This is a genomic window from Mycolicibacterium diernhoferi, assembly GCF_019456655.1.
Taxonomy (GTDB): Bacteria; Actinomycetota; Actinomycetes; order Mycobacteriales; family Mycobacteriaceae; genus Mycobacterium; species Mycobacterium diernhoferi.
This window is the reverse complement of sequence record NZ_CP080332.1, coordinates 1,386,346-1,405,898: the sequence shown is the minus strand read 5'-3', so window position 1 is coordinate 1,405,898 and position 19,553 is coordinate 1,386,346. Positions and strand designations below refer to the sequence as shown.

The following is a 19,553-nucleotide window of genomic DNA, read 5'->3' as shown; positions in this document are numbered from 1 at the left end:
CGTCACACCGAGCGCCGCGGGACCATCCGCGCCGGGCAGGACGACCGTTTCTATTTCTGGAGCATTTACTTGTCTACCTTTGCCGACCTCGGCTTGCCCGAGGCCGTTGTCACCACGCTCGCCGCCAGTGGCATCGAGTCCCCCTTCCCCATCCAGTCCGCGACGCTGCCCGATTCGCTGGCCGGCCGTGACGTGCTCGGCCGCGGCCGCACCGGGTCCGGCAAGACCTACGCGTTCCTGCTGCCCGTCGTCACTCGCCTGGCAGCGTCTGCCGCCCCGCGGCGTTCCGGCAAGCCCCGCGCGCTGATCCTGGCCCCGACCCGGGAGCTGGCCACCCAGATCGACGCCTCGCTCGCACCGCTGGCCAAGGCCACCAACCTGCGTTCGGCCACCATCTTCGGCGGCGTCAGCGCCGGACCCCAGATCCAGAAGCTGCGCGACGGCGTCGACATCGTCATCGCCTGCCCCGGCCGGCTGGAAGATCACGTCAAGTCCGGTCATGCCGACCTGTCCGCGGTGGAGGTCACCGTGCTCGACGAGGCCGACCACATGGCCGACCTGGGCTTCCTGCCGCCGGTGAAGCGCCTGCTGGACCGCACCCCGCGCAACTGCCAGCGGCTGCTGTTCTCGGCCACCCTGGACAACGGCATCGACGTCCTGGTCGACCGCTACCTGCACAACCCGATCGTGCACAGCGTGGACTCCGAGCAGTCCCCGGTCTCGGCCATGGTGCACCACGTCCTGCACGTGGACGGCTCGGCCCGCTTCGAGGTGCTGGCCGATCTGGCCGCCTCCCCCGGTCGCACCATCGTGTTCGCGCGCACCAAGTACGGCGCCAAAGGCCTTGCCCGCAAGCTGAACTCGCGTGGCGTCCCGGCAGTCGAACTGCACGGCAACCTCTCCCAGAACGCCCGCACGCGTAACCTCGGTGCGTTCTCCGACGGGTCGGCCGCGGTGCTGGTGGCCACCGACATCGCTGCGCGCGGCATCCACGTCGATGACGTCAACCTGGTGGTACACGCCGATCCGCCGGTCGAGCACAAGGCCTACCTGCACCGGTCCGGGCGTACCGCCCGCGCCGGCAACGACGGCACGGTGGTGACCCTGATGCTCGACGATCAGGTCGCCGACGTGCGGGTGCTGACCCGCAAGGCCGGCGTGAAGCCGACCATCACCAAGTTCGCCGGCACATCGCACCCGGTGCTGCAGGAGATCGCCCCCGGCGAGCGCTCGTTCAGCGGGGGCCTGGTGCAGGAGACCCCGGCCGACCAGCCGGCGCGTACCTCGCAGCAGCCCGGACGCCGCCGCCGGCCGCAGCGCAGTTCGGGCGGGTCCGGCCATTCCGGTGGCGGACACGCCCAGGGCGGCCACTCCGGCGGCGGCCAGGCCGGTGGGCGTGGACGTCCGCGCCGCAGCGGCTCGGGTGCCGCACGCACCGGCACCCGCTGATCCGCTAGGGATCGAGACCGAGAAATGGTCGCCGTCAGATACGTTTGACGGCGACCTTTTTCGTGCTCACTTCTGGGAGGCGCTGTGCCGGCCATTACCGCAATCGGGCGGGCGACCGCGGCCCTGCTGCTGACCGTCGCGCTGGCGCTGGTGTCGGCGCCGATCGCGGCGGCCGAGCTCCGCGACATCACCCTGACCCTGGTGCGGCACGCGCAGTCCGCCGGCAACGCCTCGGGTCTGATCGACAGCTCCACCCCGGGCCCCGCACTCACCGACCTCGGCCGCCGGGAAGCCGAGGCCAGCACCGCCGCACTGCGCGGCAAGGGCAACAGCTACGACGGTGTCTACGCGTCGACCATGATCCGCACCCAGCAGACCGCCCAACCGATGGCCGCCGCGCTGCGGGAACCGATCGTGGTGCTGCCCGGGCTCCGCGAAATCGAGGCCGGGGACTACGAGGGCCTGCCGGAGGCCGACGCCGCCACCACCTACGCCGCCGCGCCGCTGCGGTGGCTGAGCGGTGACCGCGCCGCACGCATCCCCGGGTCCATCGACGGCAACGAGTTCGATGCCCGCTACGACGAGGCCGTCCAGGCCATCTACGACAGCGGGGACAGCAACGCGGTCGCCTACTCGCACGGGGCCGCCACCATGATGTGGGTGGCCATGAACGTGCGCGGTGTGGACCCCGGCACGTTCCTCACCGCGCCGATGCAGAACACCGGATACTTCGTCATTCGCGGCAATCCGGTCGACGGCTGGGAACTGGTCGCCAGCCGGATGAGCCCCTGACGGGCACCTCTCAGGGCCCGGCCTGCGGCAGATCGTCGGCCGCGATCTGGCACGGGGTCTCCGGCGGTGCCGGTTCGGCAGGGATGACCGGATCGACCGGTGGGTCGGGCACGGGTGTCGGCACCGGCGGCTCCGGTTGCGGGGCAACGGGTTCGGAGGGTGAGGCGGGTTCACCGGCCGCGGCCGGTTCGCCGGGTGCCGCGTCGTCGGGCTCCTCCGGGTCACCGGCCTCGGCCTCGCCTTCAGTCTCTTCAGAGTCATCCTCTTCAGAGTCGTCGCCTTTTGGCACCTCGTCTTCGGGCACCTCGCCGTCGGGCACCTCACCCTCGGCGGGGTCCTCGATCTCGCGGTCCTCCGGATCATCGTCTGGTCCAAGGTCGAGATCGTGAGTCCCGGCTAGGTTCTCACCCAGTGCATCTCCCCCGGACCCGAGCAGACCGCCGAGCATGTCGGTCAAGGACTGTCCCAGTCCGGACAACCCCGTCATGCCGGATCCCAGCGGGGATGCCCCGCCGCCGAGACCGTTCGGCATCGGGGTGGCCGGGGGCACTGTGGCTGCCGGATCCAGCGGCGCCGGCCCGGCCGCGGGCGGTGCGGAGGACGGCATCACCGACGCGGCCGGCGCGACAGGGGCAGATGCGGGTGCCGCCAAGGACTCCGGTGCCTGCGGTGCCGGCGCATAGCCCGCCGGAACGGTCACCGCCGCCGGACCGGTGCGAGCCCACACCTGCTCAGCTGCCGGAGATCCGGTACCAACGCTCAAAAATGAGCCCGACCGCTCGAATACCGCTGCAGCGCTGCCGGCCGCGGTGGCCGCATCGCGGTAGGCCTGCCGGATCGCGGCCTCGGTGTCCCGCATCGACGACACCCAGTCGATGCCGATGTCGTTCGCGACGAACGGCGCCACCTGCATATCCACCAACTCGCTGGCGGCAGAACGGTCCCCGGCACCGGTCGTCACGGTGCGGGCGGCACCCAGCCACTGGGCCCTCGCGCCGCGTGCTTCGACCTCCAGCGTGGTGTCGACCTTGGCATCGATCAACTGCCGCAACCGGTTTCCCAGATCGCCGAGCGCCACCGCAGTCCCGCGGAGACCCTCGACCAGCGCACCGGCAGAGTCGGCGTGCCGGTGCAGCCGGTCGGCGGCCGCCTGCGCCCCGGCACCCCGCCAGGTCCCGTCCAATGTTCGTCGCGCGTGCTCCTGCAGCAGCAGTGTCTCCTCGGCGGTCGCGGCCGCCGCCGACAGCGCGCGGGCGTCGGCGTCCAGCGCCGCCAGGTCCATCCCGTCCTCCGCGGTGTATGCGGTGTGCAGGCGGGTGGGCTCCGGGGCGGGGTGTCCGAGCAGGCGAACGGCCCGGACATACTCGGACATCACCTGCACGGCAGGCAAACCCGGCGCGAGCTCGTTCATCGCCTCACCCGATCCGGCGCGCGGCGCGGTCGTCGACCTGTTCATACTCGGCCGCCGACACCCTCAGCTGGGCGGCCACGTCCCGGCAGCTGCGGGACCACTCGCGCAGGGCCACGACGGCCCGGTCGACGGCCCGTCGCACGTCCTCACCCTCGGCGTTGTACTCGCGGCCGGCCCGCGCGCCCCCGAAGACCAGCGCGGTCACGCATCGTTGCACCGCACCGTCCAGCATCCCGGCCGCGGTGTCGTAGCGGTGCGCGGCGTCGAGGACGGCGGCGACATCCACCCGGGCAGCGTCGATGAATCCCATACCCGAATTGGACGCAGCAGCGCTGCGATCGGTTCCCTGTCGGGTGAAACTAGCCCTGCCGGCTGACCGATTCGGCCACCCGGGCCGCGAGCTGGCGCGCGGTGACCTCGTCGGCAGCCTCCACCATCACCCGTACCACCTGCTCGGTTCCCGACGGCCGCAACAGAATCCGGCCGGTGTCCCCGAGCTCGGCCTCGGCCTCGGCGACCGCCGCACGCACCGAAACGGCTTCTGCGACGGTGGCCTTGTCGGCAACCGCCACATTGATCAACACCTGGGGCAGGGTGTGCATCGGCTCACACAGCGCGGCCAGCGATACCCCGGTCTGGGCCATTCGCGACATCACCCGCAGGCCGGTCACGATCCCGTCGCCGGTGGTGCCGAAGCTCGGCAGCACGATGTGGCCGGACTGCTCACCGCCCAGCGAGAATTCCCCGGCCCGCAGTTCTTCGAGCACATAGCGGTCGCCGACGGCGGTGGTGCGCACCTCGATCCCGGCTGCGCGCATCGCCAGGTGCAGGCCGAGGTTGCTCATCACGGTGGCGACCAGGGTGTTGGAAGCCAGTTCACCGGCCTCCTGCATGGCCAGCGCCATCATCACCATGATGGCGTCGCCGTCGATGAGGGCACCGGTGGCGTCGACGGCCAGGCATCGGTCGGCGTCGCCGTCGTGGGCCAGCCCGAGGTCGGCACCGTGCGCCAACACGGCCTCCTGCAGGACCTCCATGTGGGTGGATCCGCAGCGGTCGTTGATGTTGAGACCGTCCGGGTCGGCGTGCAGCGTGATCACCTCGGCGCCGGCCGCGCGGTAGGCCAGCGGCGCGGCCACCGAGGCTGCGCCGTTCGCGCAGTCCACCACGACCTTGATGCCGTCCAGCCGGGCGGTGACGGCCTTGGCGGCGTGGCGCAGATACCGGTCCAGAGCGTCCTCGGCGTCGACCACGCGCCCGATGCCGGCGCCCACCGGGCGTGTCCCCGGCCCGGAGTTCAGGAGTTCCTCGATGCGGTCCTCGGTGGCGTCATCCAGCTTGTGCCCGCCGGGGCCGAAGATCTTGATGCCGTTGTCAGGCATCGGATTGTGCGATGCGGAGATCATCACGCCGAAGTCGGCGTCATACGCATTGGTCAGATAGGCCACCGCGGGGGTGGGCAGCACACCGACCCGCAGTGCGTCGATGCCCTCGCTGGTGATTCCGGCGATGACCGCCGCCTCCAGCATCTCGCCGCTGGCCCGCGGGTCGCGTCCCACCACGGCGATCCGGCGCCGGGCGGTCCCGGCCGACGTCAACCGTCGGGCGGCGGCCGAACCGAGGGCCACCGCCAACTCTGCGGTCAGATCGCGATTGGCGACTCCGCGCACGCCGTCGGTGCCGAACAGTCGAGCCATGCCCATAAATTTCTCACAGAAAGCACCCAAAGAGCCAACCGGCAACTCGTACGCCCGAGTAGGTACCGAATCGGTATCCGGGTCCGCCCGGAACGAGGCACCGCCCGCACCCCAGGTGGGCGCGGGCGGTGGTGGTGCTAGCGGACCAGATCAGCCGACCGGGCTCGGTACGGGAACGGTCGTGGTGGTGACAGGAGTCTCACCGTCCTCGACGGCGGTCTCCTCATCGCCGGTCACGTCAGGCGCCGGCTGCTCGGTGGGCTCCTCGGAGTACGAGGTGCCCTCCGCGGTACCCGGCGCATCGATCACGCCGGAGGTGCCGGCCTCGGCGCCGGTGGTGTTCTGCCGGAAGTCGACGGCGCCGATCTCGGGGCTGGTGCAGACGCTCTGCTGGGCGCCGCTGGCGTCCACGCTCTCGGCGGTGGATGCGATGGTCGACTGGTCGGCATCGCAGACACCGGCGGCGATCTTCGAAGCAGTCTCGATAGGCACGCCGGTCAGCACGCCTGCCGTCCCGATCGCGAGGTCTACTCGTCCGTCGCCGGGCTCGGCGTTGGCCGCCGCGGCGCCTCCGAACAGTAGAAATGCTCCGCCCATGGCGGCACCGGCAGTTACGCGGGTCAAAGTGCTCGTCTTCAAGACATTCATCCTTTCAGTCAGTGAAGCGGTCCGGTCCCCCACGAGCTGACTGACTCGTTCCGGCGACAGATTCGGTCTGCCTCGGACGCACGACGGCGTCCCCGCTCCACTCCCAGGGTTTGCACCGTCGAGGGCGATCTCAAACATGCCCGGCCCGATCTCCTGCGAACCCCGCCGAACGAGCCAACGCCTCGTCGCGCCGATCATGGTCCCCGCCGACCGGCCCCGGTATCGTCGCCGATTTCCCACTGAACAGTGCCGGAGTGCCCCCTTCGCGCTGCTCGACCCCGCGATCGGCACCCGGGTGCCCCGCGGCCCCGAGCAAACAAGGTCACGAAAAAAAGAAAACCGCCGGGTGTGGATCGGAATCCACACCCGGCGGTGTAAAGCAGAGCAGATCAGCGCTTGCTGTACTGCGGAGCCTTACGGGCCTTCTTGAGGCCGTACTTCTTGCGCTCGATGGCACGCGGGTCGCGGGTCAGGAAGCCGGCCTTCTTCAGGGCCGGACGGTCCTCGGGCTGCACCAGGATCAGTGCACGCGCGATGGCCAGGCGCAGCGCGCCGGCCTGCCCGGACGGGCCGCCACCATCGAGGTGGGCGTAGATGTCGAAGCTGTCCACCCGGTCCACGGTCACCAGCGGAGCCTTGATCAGCTGCTGGTGCACCTTGTTCGGGAAGTAGGCCTCCAACGAACGGCCGTCCAGGTGGAACTTGCCGGTGCCGGGCACCAGGCGGACCCGGACGACGGCTTCCTTGCGGCGGCCGACGGTCTGGATCGGGCGGTCGATGTAGACCGGCTCACGCGGAGCGGCTTCCTCGACGACGGTCTCCTCGAAGGTGACCTCACCCTCGGGGGTCTCGACGACCTCGGCCACCTCGGCTTCGATCTCGTTCAGTTCGGTCCCAGTCTGTTCGGTCATTGCGCCACCTGCTTGATCTCGAACGGAATCGGCTGCTGCGCGGCGTGCGGATGATCCGGGCCGGCGTACACCTTCAGCTTCTTCTGAACCTGGCGGCTCAGCTTGGTGTGCGGCAGCATCCCGATGATCGCGTTCTCCACGACCCGGGTGGGGTGCTTCTCCAGCAGTTCACCGATGGAGCGCTTGCGCAGGCCGCCGGGGTAACCCGAGTGGCTGTAAGCGAACTTGTTGGTGAGCTTGTCGCCGCTGACGGCGATCTTCTCGGCATTGATGACGATGACGAAGTCGCCACCGTCGACGTTGGGCGTGAATGTCGGCTTGTGCTTGCCGCGGAGCAGCTTGGCTGCTTCGACGGCGAGACGGCCGAGCACCACGTCTTGGGCGTCGATGACGTACCACGAACGCGTGGTGTCACCCGCCTTCGGCGTGTAAGTAGGCACAGTGCTTACCTTCTTCTCTCGGGTTATTGATGCCGGTCAGGCGGACGCGATTCAGGATTCCGGCGACCGACGTTGACCCGGGACCCGTGCGCCCGGCGAAGGGCAGCTCACGCCAACCGAGCAGCTTACCGGTCGTTATCCGCCCAGGTCAAAACGCGTCCGGCGGCCGCGGTGATACCGGAAACCCGCACCCTCAGGCGATTTCCCCGTCCACCGTAGGTTGGGCGCCCAGTTCCAGGCGCGAGGTGTCCTTGAGGCCGACGCCCGAGCGGCCGAGTGCCACCGCCCCACCGACCAGCCCGGCCGCCACCCGGGCCGCCTCGGCGTAGCCCAGCCCGTCGGGTGGATGGATGTTGGAGATGCAGTTGCGGTCGGCGTCGGTGCACCCCGGCCGGGGCAGGTGCGTGAGATAGATGCCGAGGCTGTCGGCGACGCTCAGACCGGGGCGTTCCCCGATGATCACCGCCACGGTGCGCACCCCCTGCCGGGCGGCGATGTGATCGCCCAATGCGACGCGGGCCTGGGTGGCGATGACCGGGGGCGCCAGGGTGTACCGGTCGCGAAGCTGCTCGACCAACGCGCCCAGCAGCGCGGCGCCGTGATGGCTCAGCGCCGTCGGCGACAGCCCGTCGGCCAGCACGAAGCCGATATCGGCCGGGCTGTGCGGCACCTCCATGTCCTCGGCCGGCACCCGGCCCAGGTCGGGGCGGCGCAGGTATTCGTCGCGGGAGGTGGCGCGGCTGGTCACGGCCACCGGTTCGCCGATCCCGACCGAACGAACAGCTCCGCAGATCTCCTGCACATCCAGCGGGATGTGCACGGCGTCGCGGGCCGCGGCGTGCGCGGCCGCCAGTTCCAGGACCTCGCGGGTGGGCAGCGCCGTTCCGGCCCGGCCCAAGCCGATCCGGGCCTGGGTGGTTTTGCGCAGGTCGTCCCAGAACTCCCGGACCGCGGGATCCTGCGCGGTCATGCCGGCGCCTGGGTGAGCGCGCGCAGCGGTGAGTGCGTCAGATCGAAGGGGGTCAGCCGCCCGGCGTCGTCGACCATGCCGACCCGTTGCATCCAGGCTTCGAACTCCGGGGCGGGCCGCAGCCCCAGGGTCCGCCGGGTGGTGAGCACATCGTGGAAGGACAGGCTCTGGTAGCCGAGCATCACATCGTCGGCGCCGGGCACCGTGATGACGAACGCCGCGCGGGCCGCGGCCAACAGCGTCAGCAGGGTGTCCATATCGTTCTGGTCGGCTTCGGCGTGGTTGGTGTAGCAGACGTCCACACCCATCGGCAGCCCGAGCAGCTTGCCGCAGAAGTGGTCCTCCAGCCCGGCCCGGATGATCTGCTTCCCGTCGTAGAGGTACTCCGGGCCGATGAAACCGACGACGGTGTTGACCAGTAGCGGGTTCAGGTCCCGGGCCACCGCATAGGCCCTGGTCTCCAGGGTCTGCTGATCGACCGGCTTGCCGCCGACGCCCAGGTGCGTCCCCGAACTCAGGGCGGACCCCTGCCCGGTCTCCAGGTACATCACGTTGTCGCCGACGGTGCCGCGACCGAGAGCCGTTGCGGCATCCCGTCCTTCACGCAGCAGCGCGATGTTCACGCCGAACGCGGAGTTGGCGCCCTCGGTGCCGGCGATGGATTGGAACACCAGGTCGACCGGTGCCCCCTCCTCGATCAGGCCGATGGTGGTGGTGATGTGCGACAGCACGCAGGACTGCACCGGGATGTCGTAGCGGGTCCGGATGGAGTCGAGCAGATGCAGCAGATCCGAGGTGGCGTGCGGGGAGTCGGTGGCCGGGTTGATGCCGATCACCGCGTCCCCGCACCCCAGCAGCAGCCCGTCGAGCACCGCGGCGGCGATGCCGCGGGGATCGTCGGTGGGATGGTTGGGCTGCAGCCGGGTCGCCAGGGTGCCCGGCAGCCCGATGGTGGTGCGGAACGCGGCGGTGACCTCGGCGGCGGCCGCGACCGCGATGAGGTCCTGGTTGCGCATGATCTTGCTGACCGCGGCCACCATCTCGGGGGTGAGCCCTCCGGCGATGGCCGCGATCCGGGCGGCACTGTCGTCGTGCGAGGAGGTTTCCAGCAGCCAGTCCCGCAGGCCGCCGACGGTCAGCGCCGAGATGGCCGAAAAGGCTTGGCGGTCATGGGTGTCCATGATCAGCCGGGTGACCTCGTCGGTCTCGTACGCGACGATGTCCTCGTTGAGGAAGGTCTGCAGCGGCAGATCTGCGAGCACCCAGGCGGCGGCCGCCCGTTCGGCGTCGTGCTCTGCCGCGCACCCGGCGAGCTGGTCGCCCGAGCGCAGCGGTGTGGCCTTGGCCAGCACCTCCACGAGTCCGTCGAAGGCGTAGTTCACGCCCGAGATCTGCTGCCGGTAGATCACTTCAGTTCACTCTCCGCACTCGCGAGCATGGCGAACTCCTCATCGGGAGAGTTGGCCACCAACTTGTGCCGGCTGTAGACCGCGAAATACAGCATGAACGCGGCGAACACGGCCAGGCACCAGCCGGCCGCGACCGGGTTGACCAGGAAGGTCGCGATGACCGCGAGCACCGCGATGACCAGTGCGAAACCGGTGGTCACCGCGCCGCCGGGGGTCCGGTAGGGCCGCGGCATATCGGGTTCGCGTACCCGCAGCACGATGTGGCTGACCATCATCAGCACGTAGCTCAGCGCCGCGCCGAACACGGCCATGTTCAGCAGCAGGTCGCCCTGGCCGGTCAGCGACAGCACGAAGCCGATGATGCCGGGGATGATCAGCGCCAGGGTGGGCGCCTTGCGCTTGTTGGTCACCGACAGCGCCCTCGGCAGGTAGCCGGCGCGCGACAGCGCGAACAGCTGCCGCGAGTAGGCGTAGATGATCGAGAAGAAGCTCGCGATCAGACCGGCCAGCCCGATGTAGTTGACCACCTTCGCGGCGGTGCCGTCACCGAGCGCCTCCACCAGCGGGTTGCCTGAGGTCGACATCGCTTCTGCGCCACCGGCTCCGGTGGTCAGGAACAGCACGGTGACACAGGTGACCAGCAGGACGCCCATGCCGGCGATGATGCCGCGCGGGACGTTGCGTTCGGGGTTGGCGGTCTCCTCGGCGGCCAGCGGCACCCCTTCGATGGCGAGGAAGAACCAGATGGCGAACGGGATCGCCGCCCAGATGCCGATATAGCCGTGCGGCAGCCAGGACGAGGCGCCGGCGGCGGTGTCGTCGACGGCCATGTCGGTCAGGTTGGCGATGTCGAAATGCCCGATCGCGGCGATCGCGAAGACCAGCAGGCCGACCAGGGCGATGGCGGTGATCACGAACATCACCTTGAGAGCCTCACCGACACCGGCCAGGTGGATACCGATGAACAACGCGTACGCGGCCAGGTAGATCCACCAGCCGCTGGTGATACCGAACAGCCCGAGGGATTCGACGTAGGCACCGATGAAGGTGGCGATGGCCGCGGGCGCGATCGCGTACTCGATCAGAATCGCTGTGCCGGTGGCGAAACCGCCCCACGGCCCCAACGCGCGCCGGGCGAAGGTGTATCCCCCACCGGCGGCGGGCAGCGCCGAGGACAACTCGGCCATACCCAGCACCAGGGCCAGGTACATGCCGGCGATGATGACCGCGGCGATGGCCAGGCCGCCGAAGCCGCCCTGCTCCAGCCCGAAGTTCCAGCCGGAGTAGTCACCGGAGATGACGTAGCTGACGCCGAGGCCGGCCAGCAGCAACCAGCCCGCGCTGCCGGACTTCAGTTGGCGTTTCTGCAGATAGTCCGCACTCTCGAGGTGTTCTTCGACACCGGCCACTTCGAACTCCTTCGTTCGGGGAGCAATACAGCTTGGTTGTGTGGGGTTGTTGGCTCTCGCGCTGCGCCGGGTGGCGCCTGGTTACTGCCAGCCACCGGGCTGACCGGGAAAGCGGACTTTCAGCGTTCGACTGCTCGCCACTGAGGCAGCCTAAAGGTCTGATACCCAACCTTTGATCAGCAGTATCGTCTGTCGGCGCCCCCGTGTCCACCCCGACACGACCGCGGCCGGCATCAGGACACGTCGACCCAATCCAGGGTGCGCCGGACGGCCTTCTGCCACCCCGCGTAACCATCGTTTCGCTGCTGCTCCGACCACGCCGAACTCCAGCGCCTCCCCTCTTGCCAGTTGGCCCGCAAGTCATCTGGGCCGTCCCAGAATCCCACCGCCAGCCCCGCGGCATACGCCGCACCCAGCGCCGTGGTTTCGGCGACCACGGGTTTGACGACGTCGACGCCCAACACATCGGCCTGGATCTGCATGCACAGCGAGTTGGCCGTGATGCCGCCGTCGACCTTCAGAACCTCAAGGTGCACACCGGAATCGGCTTCCATGGCGTCCACCACGTCCCGACTCTGGTAGCAGATGGCCTCCAGCGTCGCGCGCGCCACGTGGGCGTTGGTGTTGAACCGGGACAGCCCGACGATGGCGCCCCGGGCATCGGAGCGCCAGTACGGGGCGAACAACCCGGAGAACGCCGGGACGAAGTACACCCCGCCGTTGTCCTCGACCTGCCGGGCCAGCGACTCGCTCTGCGCCGCGCCACTGATGATGCCCAGCTGATCACGCAACCACTGCACCGCCGAACCGGTGACGGCGATGGAACCTTCAAGGGCGTACACCGGTTTGGCGTCCCCGAACTGGTAACACACCGTGGTCAGCAGGCCGTTCTCCGAGCGGACGATCTTCTCACCGGTGTTCAGCAGCAGGAAGTTTCCCGTGCCGTAGGTGTTCTTGGCCTCGCCGGCCTTCAGACACACCTGCCCGACCATCGCGGCCTGCTGGTCACCGAGGATGCCGGTCACCGGCACCTCGCCGCCCAGCGGTCCGGCGCCCAGCGTCACACCGTAGGGCTCCGGCGAGGAGGACGGCCGGATCTGCGGCAGCATCTGCCGGGGAATCTTGAAGAAGGACAACAACTCATCGTCCCAATCCAGGGTCTCCAGGTTCATCAGCATGGTCCGGCTGGCGTTGGTCACATCGGTGACGTGCACCCCGCCGCGGGTACCGCCGGTCAGATTCCACAGCACCCAGGAGTCGCTGGTGCCGAACAACGCGTCACCCTTTTCGGCGGCCTCGGCCACCCCGTCGACGTTCTCCAGGATCCACTGGATCTTGCCGCCGGAGAAGTAGGTGGCCGGCGGTAGGCCGGCCTTGCGGCGGATGACGTCACCGCGGCCGTCGCGGTCCAGTGCCGTGGCGATCCGGTCGGTGCGGGTGTCCTGCCAGACGATGGCGTTGTAGTACGGCCGGCCGGTGTGCCTGTTCCACACCAGCGTCGTCTCACGCTGATTGGTGATCCCGAGTGCGGCAAGATCTTCGGGCTGCAGGTCGGTGTTGTTGAGCGCCGAGAGCAACACCGACACGGTGCGCTCCCAGATCTCCACCGGGTTGTGCTCCACCCAGCCGGCCCGCGGCATGATCTGCTCGTGCTCCAACTGGTGGCGGCCGACCTCGGCACCGGCGTGATCGAAGATCATGGCGCGCGTGCTGGTGGTCCCCCGATCGATGGCCGCGACGAAATCGGGCAATGCTGCTCCTACTGTCGAAACGGTTGTATCCGAGCAGGATCAGCATGCCCCATGTCGGTATGACGCGCGGAGAGACGCGGCTATCGGTAGTCGATGACCACCCGGCCGTCGATCTCCCCACGCTGCATCCGCCCGAACACGTCGTTGATGTCGTCCAGTGACGCGGTCTCGACTGTCGGGTGGATCAGGCCGCGGGCATAGAAGTCCAGTGCCTCGACCATGTCCTGACGGGTGCCGACGATCGAACCGCGGATGGTCAGACCCTTGAGCACGATGTCGAAGATCGGCGCCGGGAAGTCCCCCGGAGGAAGACCGTTGAACACGATGGTGCCGCCGCGGCGGGCCAGACCGATCGCCTGGCCGAACGCCTGCGGGTGCACCGCGGTGACCAGCACACCGTGTACCCCGCCGGTGGCCTTCTGCACCTCGGCCACCACGTCGGAGGTCTTTGCGTTGACGGTGATCTCCGCGCCCAGTCGCGTCGCCAGCGCCAGTTTCGCATCGTCGATGTCGATGGCGACCACCCGCAGGCCCATCGCCCGCGCGTACTGCACAGCGACGTGGCCCAGCCCACCGACCCCGGAGATCGCCACCCATTGCCCCGGACGAGTGTCGGTGACCTTGAGCCCCTTGTAGACCGTCACCCCGGCACACAGGATCGGCGCGACCTCGACCGGGTCGCTGCCATCGGGGATTCGCGCCGCATACGCGGCATTGACCACCATGTAGGTGCCGAAGCTGCCGTTGACCGAGTAACCGCCGTTCTGCTGCTTCTCGCACAACGTCTCCCAGCCGGTGCGGCAGTACTCGCAGATGCCGCACGCGGACCACAGCCAGGCGTTGCCGACCTTGTCACCGATCGCGAGGTCCTCGACCCCCGGCCCGAGCGCGACCACCGTGCCGCACCCCTCGTGACCGGGCACGAACGGCGGGGTGGGTTTGACCGGCCAATCTCCATGTGCGGCATGCAGATCGGTGTGACAGACCCCTGAGGTCTCCAGCTTCACCAAAGCCTCGCCCGGGCCGGGCTCGGGAAGGGTGAGTTCGGAGATCTGCAACGGTGCACCGAATTCGGTGACCACGGCGGCGCGCATGGCGTTGGCGCCCACATCGGTCTGGGGATTGAAGGTCTGGGTCATGGTCCTGCTCCTGCGAATCGTGATAGGTCGATGGCTGTCTTCTGTTTTTCTCCAGTTGTTACTCAGTTTTCGGCGGTACGCCGATCGGCATGGGACCGCGAACGTGAGCCTGGGTGCGAGACCTTGAGGGGCTATCGCACCCGAGCCCACGTTCGGCGGAGCGCTCAGATCAGAAGAATCCCTGCGCGTTGGTGCTGTAGCTCACCAGCAGGTTCTTGGTCTGCTGGTAGTGATCGAGCATCATCTTGTGGTTCTCCCGGCCGATGCCGGACTGCTTATACCCACCGAACGCGGCGTGCGCGGGGTACTGGTGGTAGCAGTTCGTCCACACCCGGCCGGCCTTGATGTCGCGGCCTGCGCGGTAGGCGGTGTTGCCGTTGCGCGACCACACCCCGGCGCCCAGGCCGTAGAGGGTGTCGTTGGCGATCTCGATGGCGTTGTCGTAGTCGGTGAACGACGTCACCGCGACCACCGGGCCGAAGATCTCCTCCTGGAACACCCGCATCTTGTTGTGGCCGGCGAAAATCGTTGGCGCGACGTAGTATCCGCCGTTCAGATCGCCACCGAGCTGGGCACGCTCACCACCGGTGATCACCTGCGCACCCTCGTTCTTGCCGATCTCGATGTAGGACAGGATCTTCTCCAGCTGATCGTTGGAGGCCTGCGCGCCGATCATCGTCTCGGTGTCCAGCGGATCGCCCTGACGGACCGCCTTGGTGCGGATCGCCGCCATCGCGAGGAACTCATCGTAGATGTCGGCCTGCACCAGGCTGCGCGACGGGCAGGTGCACACCTCGCCCTGGTTGAGCGCGAACATGGTGAAACCTTCGAGCGCCTTGTCCTGGTAGGCGTCGTCGGCGGCAAGCACATCGCTGAAGAAGATGTTCGGGCTCTTACCACCCAATTCGAGGGTGACCGGGATCAGGTTCTGCGAGGCGTACTGCATGATCAGCCGGCCGGTGGTGGTCTCACCGGTGAAGGCGATCTTGGCGATCCGGTTGCTCGACGCCAGCGGCTTGCCCGCCTCGACACCGAATCCGTTGACGACGTTGAGCACGCCGGCAGGCAGCAGGTCGCCGATCAGGGACACCAGGTACAGGATCGAGGCCGGGGTCTGCTCGGCCGGCTTGAGCACCACCGCATTGCCGGCGGCCAGCGCCGGGGCCAGCTTCCACACCGCCATCAGGATCGGGAAGTTCCACGGGATGATCTGGCCGACCACGCCGAGCGGCTCGTGGAAGTGGTAGGCGACAGTGTCCTCGTCGATCTCGGACAGCGAGCCCTCCTGGGCGCGGATGCACCCCGCGAAGTACCGGAAGTGGTCGACGGCGAGCGGGATGTCGGCGTTCAGGGTCTCGCGGATCGGCTTGCCGTTGTCCCAGGACTCGGCCAGCGCGATGGATTCCAGGTTCTCCTCGATGCGGTCGGCGATCTTATTGAGGATCACCGAACGCTCGGCGGCCGAGGTCTTGCCCCAGGCCGGCGCGGCGGCATGCGCGGCGTCCAACGCCTTCTCGATATCGGATTCGTCGGACCGGGCGATCTCACAGAACACCTGGCCGGTGATCGGGGTGGGGTTCTCGAAGTAGCGGCCGGCAGTGGGGGCGACCCACTGACCGCCGATGAAGTTGTCGTAGCGGGCATCGAACGACATCAGGGCGCCGTCGGCGCCCGGACGTGCATAAACAGTCATGGCCTTCTCCTGGGTCGGGACACTCCAGTGTGTCGCTCATCACCCAACCTAGGGGTTGCACAGTTGCATCACGGTTGCAACGGACAACAAGTTCGGAGAACATCGCCAGTATCGGCACCGCACGCAGACGTCCACTCCAGGCCCGGTCCAAAGAGACGATGGCCACCCTGGTGGAGGCCGCTGCGCAGGTGTTCTCCCGGGAGGGGATGGCCGCCACCACCAATCGCATCGCCGAGCGGGCGGGGCTCTCGATCGGCACCCTCTACCAGTACTTCCCGGACAAGGGTGCGCTGCTGCACGCGGTGGCCGCCCGGCATGTTCTGCACAGCGACGCCCGGCTGACCGCGCTGTTCGAGCGCCTCCGCGCCACCGCCCCGCCGTTCGAGGACACCATGGATCAGGTGCTGCGCGAGTTGGTGGACCTGCACGCCGATCACCCGAGGTTGCACGCGCTGCTGCACCGGGTCGCGATGACGGCCGCGGATCTTGAGGAGATGCGGATATTCGAGGACCGGATCTGCGCCGAGGTGGCCTACCACCTCAAACGCTGCGACCGGGGCACCGAGGAAGACCCGGAGCTGACCGCGCGCAGCATCGTGGCGCTGGTCGACGCGCAGCTGCACCGGGTGATGCCGGACCACGGTTACGACATCGAGCAGTTACGGCTCACCGTCGCGCATCTTGCTCCAGCACGTCCCGCAGCACCTGCAGACCCGCCTCCTCCAGCTGGGTGAGACCGGGCTCCTCGATCGGGTAATGCCCGCAGCCCTCCAGCAACACCGCCGTTGTCTTCCCTGAAATACGGTGCAGGAAGCGCAGACTCAGCTCCGGCGGCGTCCAGGTGTCCGCAGCCGGGGCGACCAGGGTGACCGGTGCGCCGCGGTAGTGTTCCGGCGCGGTGTGCCGGTAGTTGAGCCAGCTCGACAGGAAGCCCAGCGGCACCCGCGCCCCGCCGCCACGCGGGTCGGCCGCGCACAGCCGCGACAGTCCCGGGTCGTTGCTCATCGCCGACATGTCCGACAGCCAGTGGATCGGCAGCCGTACCGACCCGAGCACCGGACTGATCGCGCGCAACGCGCCGGCACTGATCCGACCGAGCACCGGGTGCCGGGCCACCGCGCGGCGCACGAGGGGGTCGGCGGTGTCCAGCAGGCAGGTGGCCAGCACCGCGTCCACCTGGCCGGTCCGGTGGGCCACCTCGTAGGCCAGCATGCCGCCCATGCTGGCGCCGAACAGGATGATCGGCCGGTCGTCGCGGGCCCGTTCGGCGGTGACGATGTCGCACAGCAGGTCGATCCAGTCCTGGTAGCGCACCGTCCCGGGCGCGGGTTCCTCGGTGTAGCCGTACAGCGGCAGGTCCGGTGCCAACACCTGGACATCGATCTCGGGGTCGCCGACGACCAGACCGGCCAGCGGCCACAGCGCACCCGAGTACCCGCCACCGCCGTGCACCAGGATTGCGCGCACCGGGGCGTCCGGGGCGCCGGCGCGCGCGATGTGGATGCGCCGCCCACGCCAGGCCATCCAGGTCGACTCGGGTGCCGCCATCGTCATCGCGCGACGGTGCGGCGGCAGGAAGGCTGCGTAACGTTCGATGTCCACGCCTCGATGCTGCGGCGTCACGGCGGTTTCGGCAACTCGCCTTTTGGACGGCAAAACACCAGTTCAGGCAGGGTGCCGCCCGGATTGCTCAGATTTTTCAGCCGAGTTCGGCGTCCAGGCCCGCCAGATGCGCGCGGGCCCTGGCCCGCGCGACCGGATCGGTGGCGGCGTGATCGTGCAGCAGTTTCCATCCCGTCCGGTCCTCGCGCCCCTCCGGCAACTGGAGCCAGCGCCGCAACAGGCTGACGTTGCTGCCCTTGGATTCGGCGAGCACGGCGCCACGCAGGCTGGCTATCAGTTCGTTGCGCAGCCGCCCGACGGCCGGGGACACCGACTGCGGCAGCAGCGCTCCGGTGTACGCGTTGAGGGCGCCGTTGACGTTGCCGGCCTGCAGCGCGTCGAGCACATCACCGAGGTCGCTGGTCACCGGTTCCTGCAGCCGGTAGGGCCGGGACTCGATGAAATTCTTGCCGATCACCCGGCGCAGTCGCGACATCTCGGCGCGGATGGTCACCACGTCGAGGTCCTTCTCGTCGAGCAGCATCGCCAGATGGTCGGCGCTCAGGCCTTCCGGATGGCGGATCAGCAGCACCAGGATGTCGGCGTGCCGACCGGTGAGGGTGATCGGGGTGGAACCCCCGGCCTGCCAGCGGGGCCGGGCGGCGCCGAGGACCGACAGTCTCGCGGTCCCGGTGTCGGTGTCGACGGCCGGGCGGGTAAGCCGCAACAGCGCGAGCTGGTTTTCCACCGCGACGGCGGTGGCCCGCACCAACGCCAGGGTCTCCGGGGCGGCGACGCGGGATCCGCCGGTGAGGTCGATGGCACCCAGCACCACGCCGGTGGCGGGATCGTGGACCGGTACAGCGGTGCAGTTCCAGGGGTGCACGATGCGCGCGTAGTGCTCGGACCCGCGGATCTGCACCTCGCGGCCCAGGGCGAGCGCGGTGCCCGGGGCGTTGGTCCCCGCGACGTCCTCACTCCAGTTCGCGCCGGGAACGAAGTTCATCGCCTCGGCCTTCTGGCAGGCCTGTCGGTCCCCCTCGACCCAGAGCAGGGTGCCGTCCGCGGCGGTGATGGCGACCACGACGCCGCCCGAGTCCACCGCATCCTCGACGAGCAGTCTGCGGATCAGCGGCAGCGTCGGTGCCAGTGGATGGGAACTGCGCAGCTCCTCCAGCGCGGTGAGGGCCTCGGCGTGCCGACCGGCGCCGTTCGGGTCGACTCCGGTCGCCAGGCTGCGCTGCCAGCTCTCGGCCACCACCCGGCGCAACGGCACCGAATCGAGGTAGGCGGCGTCCACCTGACCTGCGACGAAGAGTTCATGGAGCGCACGCACTTTGGCCGACGGCCCTGGGCCGCCGGCGGTGTCCGATATCGCCACCATGCTCACACTCCCGGCACTGAGCCGACGCCCACTGTTCCGGCGCTGAGCCGATCACCGGCAGCAGCGCATGTGACCAGGATAGTTGACGGCCGACAACGACCCGCCGGGTTCACCGACCCGGGGTGAGCGGTGACTGTGCGGTCCCGCCGGTCTCTCCCCCGAATCGGGACCGCACAGGGTCACCGCCCCCAGGCGCTCGAGTCACCGCCCCCAGGCGCTCGCCGCGCGGCGGTCGGTGGCCGAGACGTCCTCGGCCCCCTCGCGCACCGCGTTGCCCAACCGGAACAAGATGTCGTTGAGCGCCGCGGCCGACTGGTTCCAGCGCACCTGCTCGGCGCGGTACGCCTCGGCGGCCTCGGCGGTCCAGGTCTGCTGCAGCGGGGCGATCTGGGCGCGCAGTTCCTCCAGCGCCGCATTGAACCGGGCCGAGGTGGCGTGGATCTCCTGGCGCACCGTGTACTCGATCTCGTCGAAGTTGTAGGTCAGCATCATGTCCATCGGTCCGGCTCCTCTACAGCTCGCTGCTGACGGCGCCGATCCGGTGCGAGTGGCCGTCGCCGGCCTCGCGCAGGGTCCGCTCGTTGAGCCGGATGGTCTCGGCGATGCGCCCCAGCGCGGTGTGCAGGGCCATCGATTCGGCGTTCCACCGGTCCACGACCTCGCGGAAGCGCACCGCCGCCGCACCGCCCCACACCGATGCGGGGACACTGCACATTCGCCCGATGAAGGTGCCGAGCATGGCCCGGACCTCCTCGTTGCGGGCGTCGATCTGACCCGAGACCGAATGCATGAGCTCCAGGTCGGTGTTCAGTGCGGACATCATCGCTCTCCCCCGTGTTCGGTGTGGT

Annotated in this window: 19 protein-coding genes; 3 read left to right on the top strand and 16 right to left on the bottom strand. The window is 68.9% G+C overall.

Annotation, left to right across the window (positions count from 1 at the left end; all coding sequences use genetic code 11):
• Nucleotides 1-69 precede the first annotated feature (69 nt).
• Both K0O62_RS06715 and K0O62_RS06710 read left to right on the top strand, forming a co-directional pair.
• Nucleotides 70-1,449: a DEAD/DEAH box helicase gene (locus tag K0O62_RS06715; RefSeq protein ID WP_073856557.1), complete on the top strand. Its 1,380-nt coding sequence runs from the start codon at nucleotides 70-72 to the stop codon at nucleotides 1,447-1,449.
• A gap of 93 nt (nucleotides 1,450-1,542) precedes the next feature.
• Nucleotides 1,543-2,241, top strand: a complete 699-nt coding sequence (locus K0O62_RS06710; protein WP_073856556.1) for a histidine phosphatase family protein — start codon at nucleotides 1,543-1,545, stop codon at nucleotides 2,239-2,241.
• A 10-nt stretch (nucleotides 2,242-2,251) separates the two neighbouring features.
• Here the strand turns inward: K0O62_RS06710 and K0O62_RS06705 are convergent, their stop codons facing one another.
• From K0O62_RS06705 to adh, 12 genes are all read right to left on the bottom strand, one after another.
• Complete coding sequence (locus K0O62_RS06705) at nucleotides 2,252-3,652, bottom strand: hypothetical protein (RefSeq protein WP_073856410.1); 1,401 nt, start codon at nucleotides 3,650-3,652, stop codon at nucleotides 2,252-2,254.
• A 4-nt stretch (nucleotides 3,653-3,656) separates the two neighbouring features.
• On the bottom strand, nucleotides 3,657-3,962 hold the full coding sequence (locus K0O62_RS06700) for a type VII secretion target (protein ID WP_073856409.1): 306 nt from the start codon (nucleotides 3,960-3,962) through the stop codon (nucleotides 3,657-3,659).
• A 49-nt stretch (nucleotides 3,963-4,011) separates the two neighbouring features.
• Complete coding sequence (gene glmM, locus K0O62_RS06695; RefSeq protein WP_073856555.1) at nucleotides 4,012-5,349, bottom strand: phosphoglucosamine mutase; 1,338 nt, start codon at nucleotides 5,347-5,349, stop codon at nucleotides 4,012-4,014.
• Between the two features lie 150 nt (nucleotides 5,350-5,499).
• On the bottom strand, nucleotides 5,500-5,946 hold the full coding sequence (locus tag K0O62_RS06690; protein WP_097933697.1) for a hypothetical protein: 447 nt from the start codon (nucleotides 5,944-5,946) through the stop codon (nucleotides 5,500-5,502).
• A gap of 440 nt (nucleotides 5,947-6,386) precedes the next feature.
• Complete coding sequence (rpsI, locus tag K0O62_RS06685; RefSeq protein WP_073856553.1) at nucleotides 6,387-6,863, bottom strand: 30S ribosomal protein S9; 477 nt, start codon at nucleotides 6,861-6,863, stop codon at nucleotides 6,387-6,389.
• Nucleotides 6,864-6,904: 41 nt separating this feature from the next.
• Entirely contained in the window at nucleotides 6,905-7,348 is a 444-nt protein-coding gene (gene rplM / locus K0O62_RS06680; protein ID WP_073856408.1) for a 50S ribosomal protein L13, read from the bottom strand.
• A 193-nt stretch (nucleotides 7,349-7,541) separates the two neighbouring features.
• Nucleotides 7,542-8,318 carry an ethanolamine ammonia-lyase subunit EutC gene (eutC, locus tag K0O62_RS06675; RefSeq protein ID WP_073856407.1) on the bottom strand — a complete coding sequence of 259 codons (777 nt, stop codon included), beginning with the start codon at nucleotides 8,316-8,318 and terminating at the stop codon, nucleotides 7,542-7,544.
• On the bottom strand, nucleotides 8,315-9,727 hold the full coding sequence (locus K0O62_RS06670) for an ethanolamine ammonia-lyase subunit EutB (RefSeq protein ID WP_073856406.1): 1,413 nt from the start codon (nucleotides 9,725-9,727) through the stop codon (nucleotides 8,315-8,317). The genes eutC and K0O62_RS06670 overlap by 4 nt, the downstream gene beginning before the upstream one ends.
• On the bottom strand, nucleotides 9,724-11,136 hold the full coding sequence (gene eat, locus K0O62_RS06665) for an ethanolamine permease (protein ID WP_073856405.1): 1,413 nt from the start codon (nucleotides 11,134-11,136) through the stop codon (nucleotides 9,724-9,726). Before eat ends, K0O62_RS06670 begins: the two co-directional genes overlap by 4 nt.
• Before the next feature lie 233 nt (nucleotides 11,137-11,369).
• Entirely contained in the window at nucleotides 11,370-12,887 is a 1,518-nt protein-coding gene (glpK, locus tag K0O62_RS06660; protein WP_220045495.1) for a glycerol kinase GlpK, read from the bottom strand.
• An 80-nt stretch (nucleotides 12,888-12,967) separates the two neighbouring features.
• Nucleotides 12,968-14,026, bottom strand: a complete 1,059-nt coding sequence (gene adhP / locus K0O62_RS06655; protein ID WP_073856403.1) for an alcohol dehydrogenase AdhP — start codon at nucleotides 14,024-14,026, stop codon at nucleotides 12,968-12,970.
• A gap of 169 nt (nucleotides 14,027-14,195) precedes the next feature.
• Nucleotides 14,196-15,719: an aldehyde dehydrogenase gene (gene adh, locus K0O62_RS06650; RefSeq protein WP_073856402.1), complete on the bottom strand. Its 1,524-nt coding sequence runs from the start codon at nucleotides 15,717-15,719 to the stop codon at nucleotides 14,196-14,198.
• Between the two features lie 158 nt (nucleotides 15,720-15,877).
• Here adh and K0O62_RS06645 point away from each other — a divergent pair, with 158 nt between their 5' ends.
• Nucleotides 15,878-16,453, top strand: coding sequence for a TetR/AcrR family transcriptional regulator (locus K0O62_RS06645; protein WP_073856401.1), 576 nt, complete (start codon nucleotides 15,878-15,880; stop codon nucleotides 16,451-16,453).
• Here K0O62_RS06645 and K0O62_RS06640 read toward each other — a convergent pair.
• The 4 genes from K0O62_RS06640 to K0O62_RS06625 all read right to left on the bottom strand — a co-directional run bounded on the left by K0O62_RS06640 (nucleotide 16,386) and on the right by K0O62_RS06625 (nucleotide 19,525).
• A complete protein-coding gene (locus K0O62_RS06640; RefSeq protein ID WP_073856400.1) occupies nucleotides 16,386-17,321 on the bottom strand; it encodes an alpha/beta hydrolase in 936 nt (311 codons plus the stop codon). The genes K0O62_RS06645 and K0O62_RS06640 overlap by 68 nt on opposite strands.
• A gap of 97 nt (nucleotides 17,322-17,418) precedes the next feature.
• Nucleotides 17,419-18,705, bottom strand: a complete 1,287-nt coding sequence (locus K0O62_RS06635) for a helix-turn-helix domain-containing protein (protein WP_073856399.1) — start codon at nucleotides 18,703-18,705, stop codon at nucleotides 17,419-17,421.
• Nucleotides 18,706-18,906: 201 nt separating this feature from the next.
• Complete coding sequence (locus tag K0O62_RS06630; protein ID WP_073856398.1) at nucleotides 18,907-19,203, bottom strand: WXG100 family type VII secretion target; 297 nt, start codon at nucleotides 19,201-19,203, stop codon at nucleotides 18,907-18,909.
• A gap of 13 nt (nucleotides 19,204-19,216) precedes the next feature.
• Nucleotides 19,217-19,525: a WXG100 family type VII secretion target gene (locus K0O62_RS06625; RefSeq protein ID WP_097933713.1), complete on the bottom strand. Its 309-nt coding sequence runs from the start codon at nucleotides 19,523-19,525 to the stop codon at nucleotides 19,217-19,219.
• Between the last annotated feature and the right edge of the window lie 28 nt (nucleotides 19,526-19,553).

Excerpts from the sequence above, each read along its gene's own strand:
- K0O62_RS06635 (WP_073856399.1), bottom strand. The coding sequence starts at position 18,705 with ATGGTGGCGATATCGGACACCGCCGGCGGCCCAGGGCCGTCGGCCAAA.
- glmM (WP_073856555.1), bottom strand. The coding sequence starts at position 5,349 with ATGGCTCGACTGTTCGGCACCGACGGCGTGCGCGGAGTCGCCAATCGC.
- K0O62_RS06645 (WP_073856401.1), top strand. The coding sequence starts at position 15,878 with ATGGCCACCCTGGTGGAGGCCGCTGCGCAGGTGTTCTCCCGGGAGGGG.
- eutC (WP_073856407.1), bottom strand. The coding sequence starts at position 8,318 with ATGACCGCGCAGGATCCCGCGGTCCGGGAGTTCTGGGACGACCTGCGC.
- K0O62_RS06630 (WP_073856398.1), bottom strand. The coding sequence starts at position 19,203 with ATGGACATGATGCTGACCTACAACTTCGACGAGATCGAGTACACGGTG.
- adhP (WP_073856403.1), bottom strand. The coding sequence starts at position 14,026 with ATGACCCAGACCTTCAATCCCCAGACCGATGTGGGCGCCAACGCCATG.
- K0O62_RS06700 (WP_073856409.1), bottom strand. The coding sequence starts at position 3,962 with ATGGGATTCATCGACGCTGCCCGGGTGGATGTCGCCGCCGTCCTCGAC.
- K0O62_RS06690 (WP_097933697.1), bottom strand. The coding sequence starts at position 5,946 with ATGGGCGGAGCATTTCTACTGTTCGGAGGCGCCGCGGCGGCCAACGCC.
- K0O62_RS06625 (WP_097933713.1), bottom strand. The coding sequence starts at position 19,525 with ATGTCCGCACTGAACACCGACCTGGAGCTCATGCATTCGGTCTCGGGT.
- adh (WP_073856402.1), bottom strand. The coding sequence starts at position 15,719 with ATGACTGTTTATGCACGTCCGGGCGCCGACGGCGCCCTGATGTCGTTC.
- K0O62_RS06705 (WP_073856410.1), bottom strand. The coding sequence starts at position 3,652 with ATGAACGAGCTCGCGCCGGGTTTGCCTGCCGTGCAGGTGATGTCCGAG.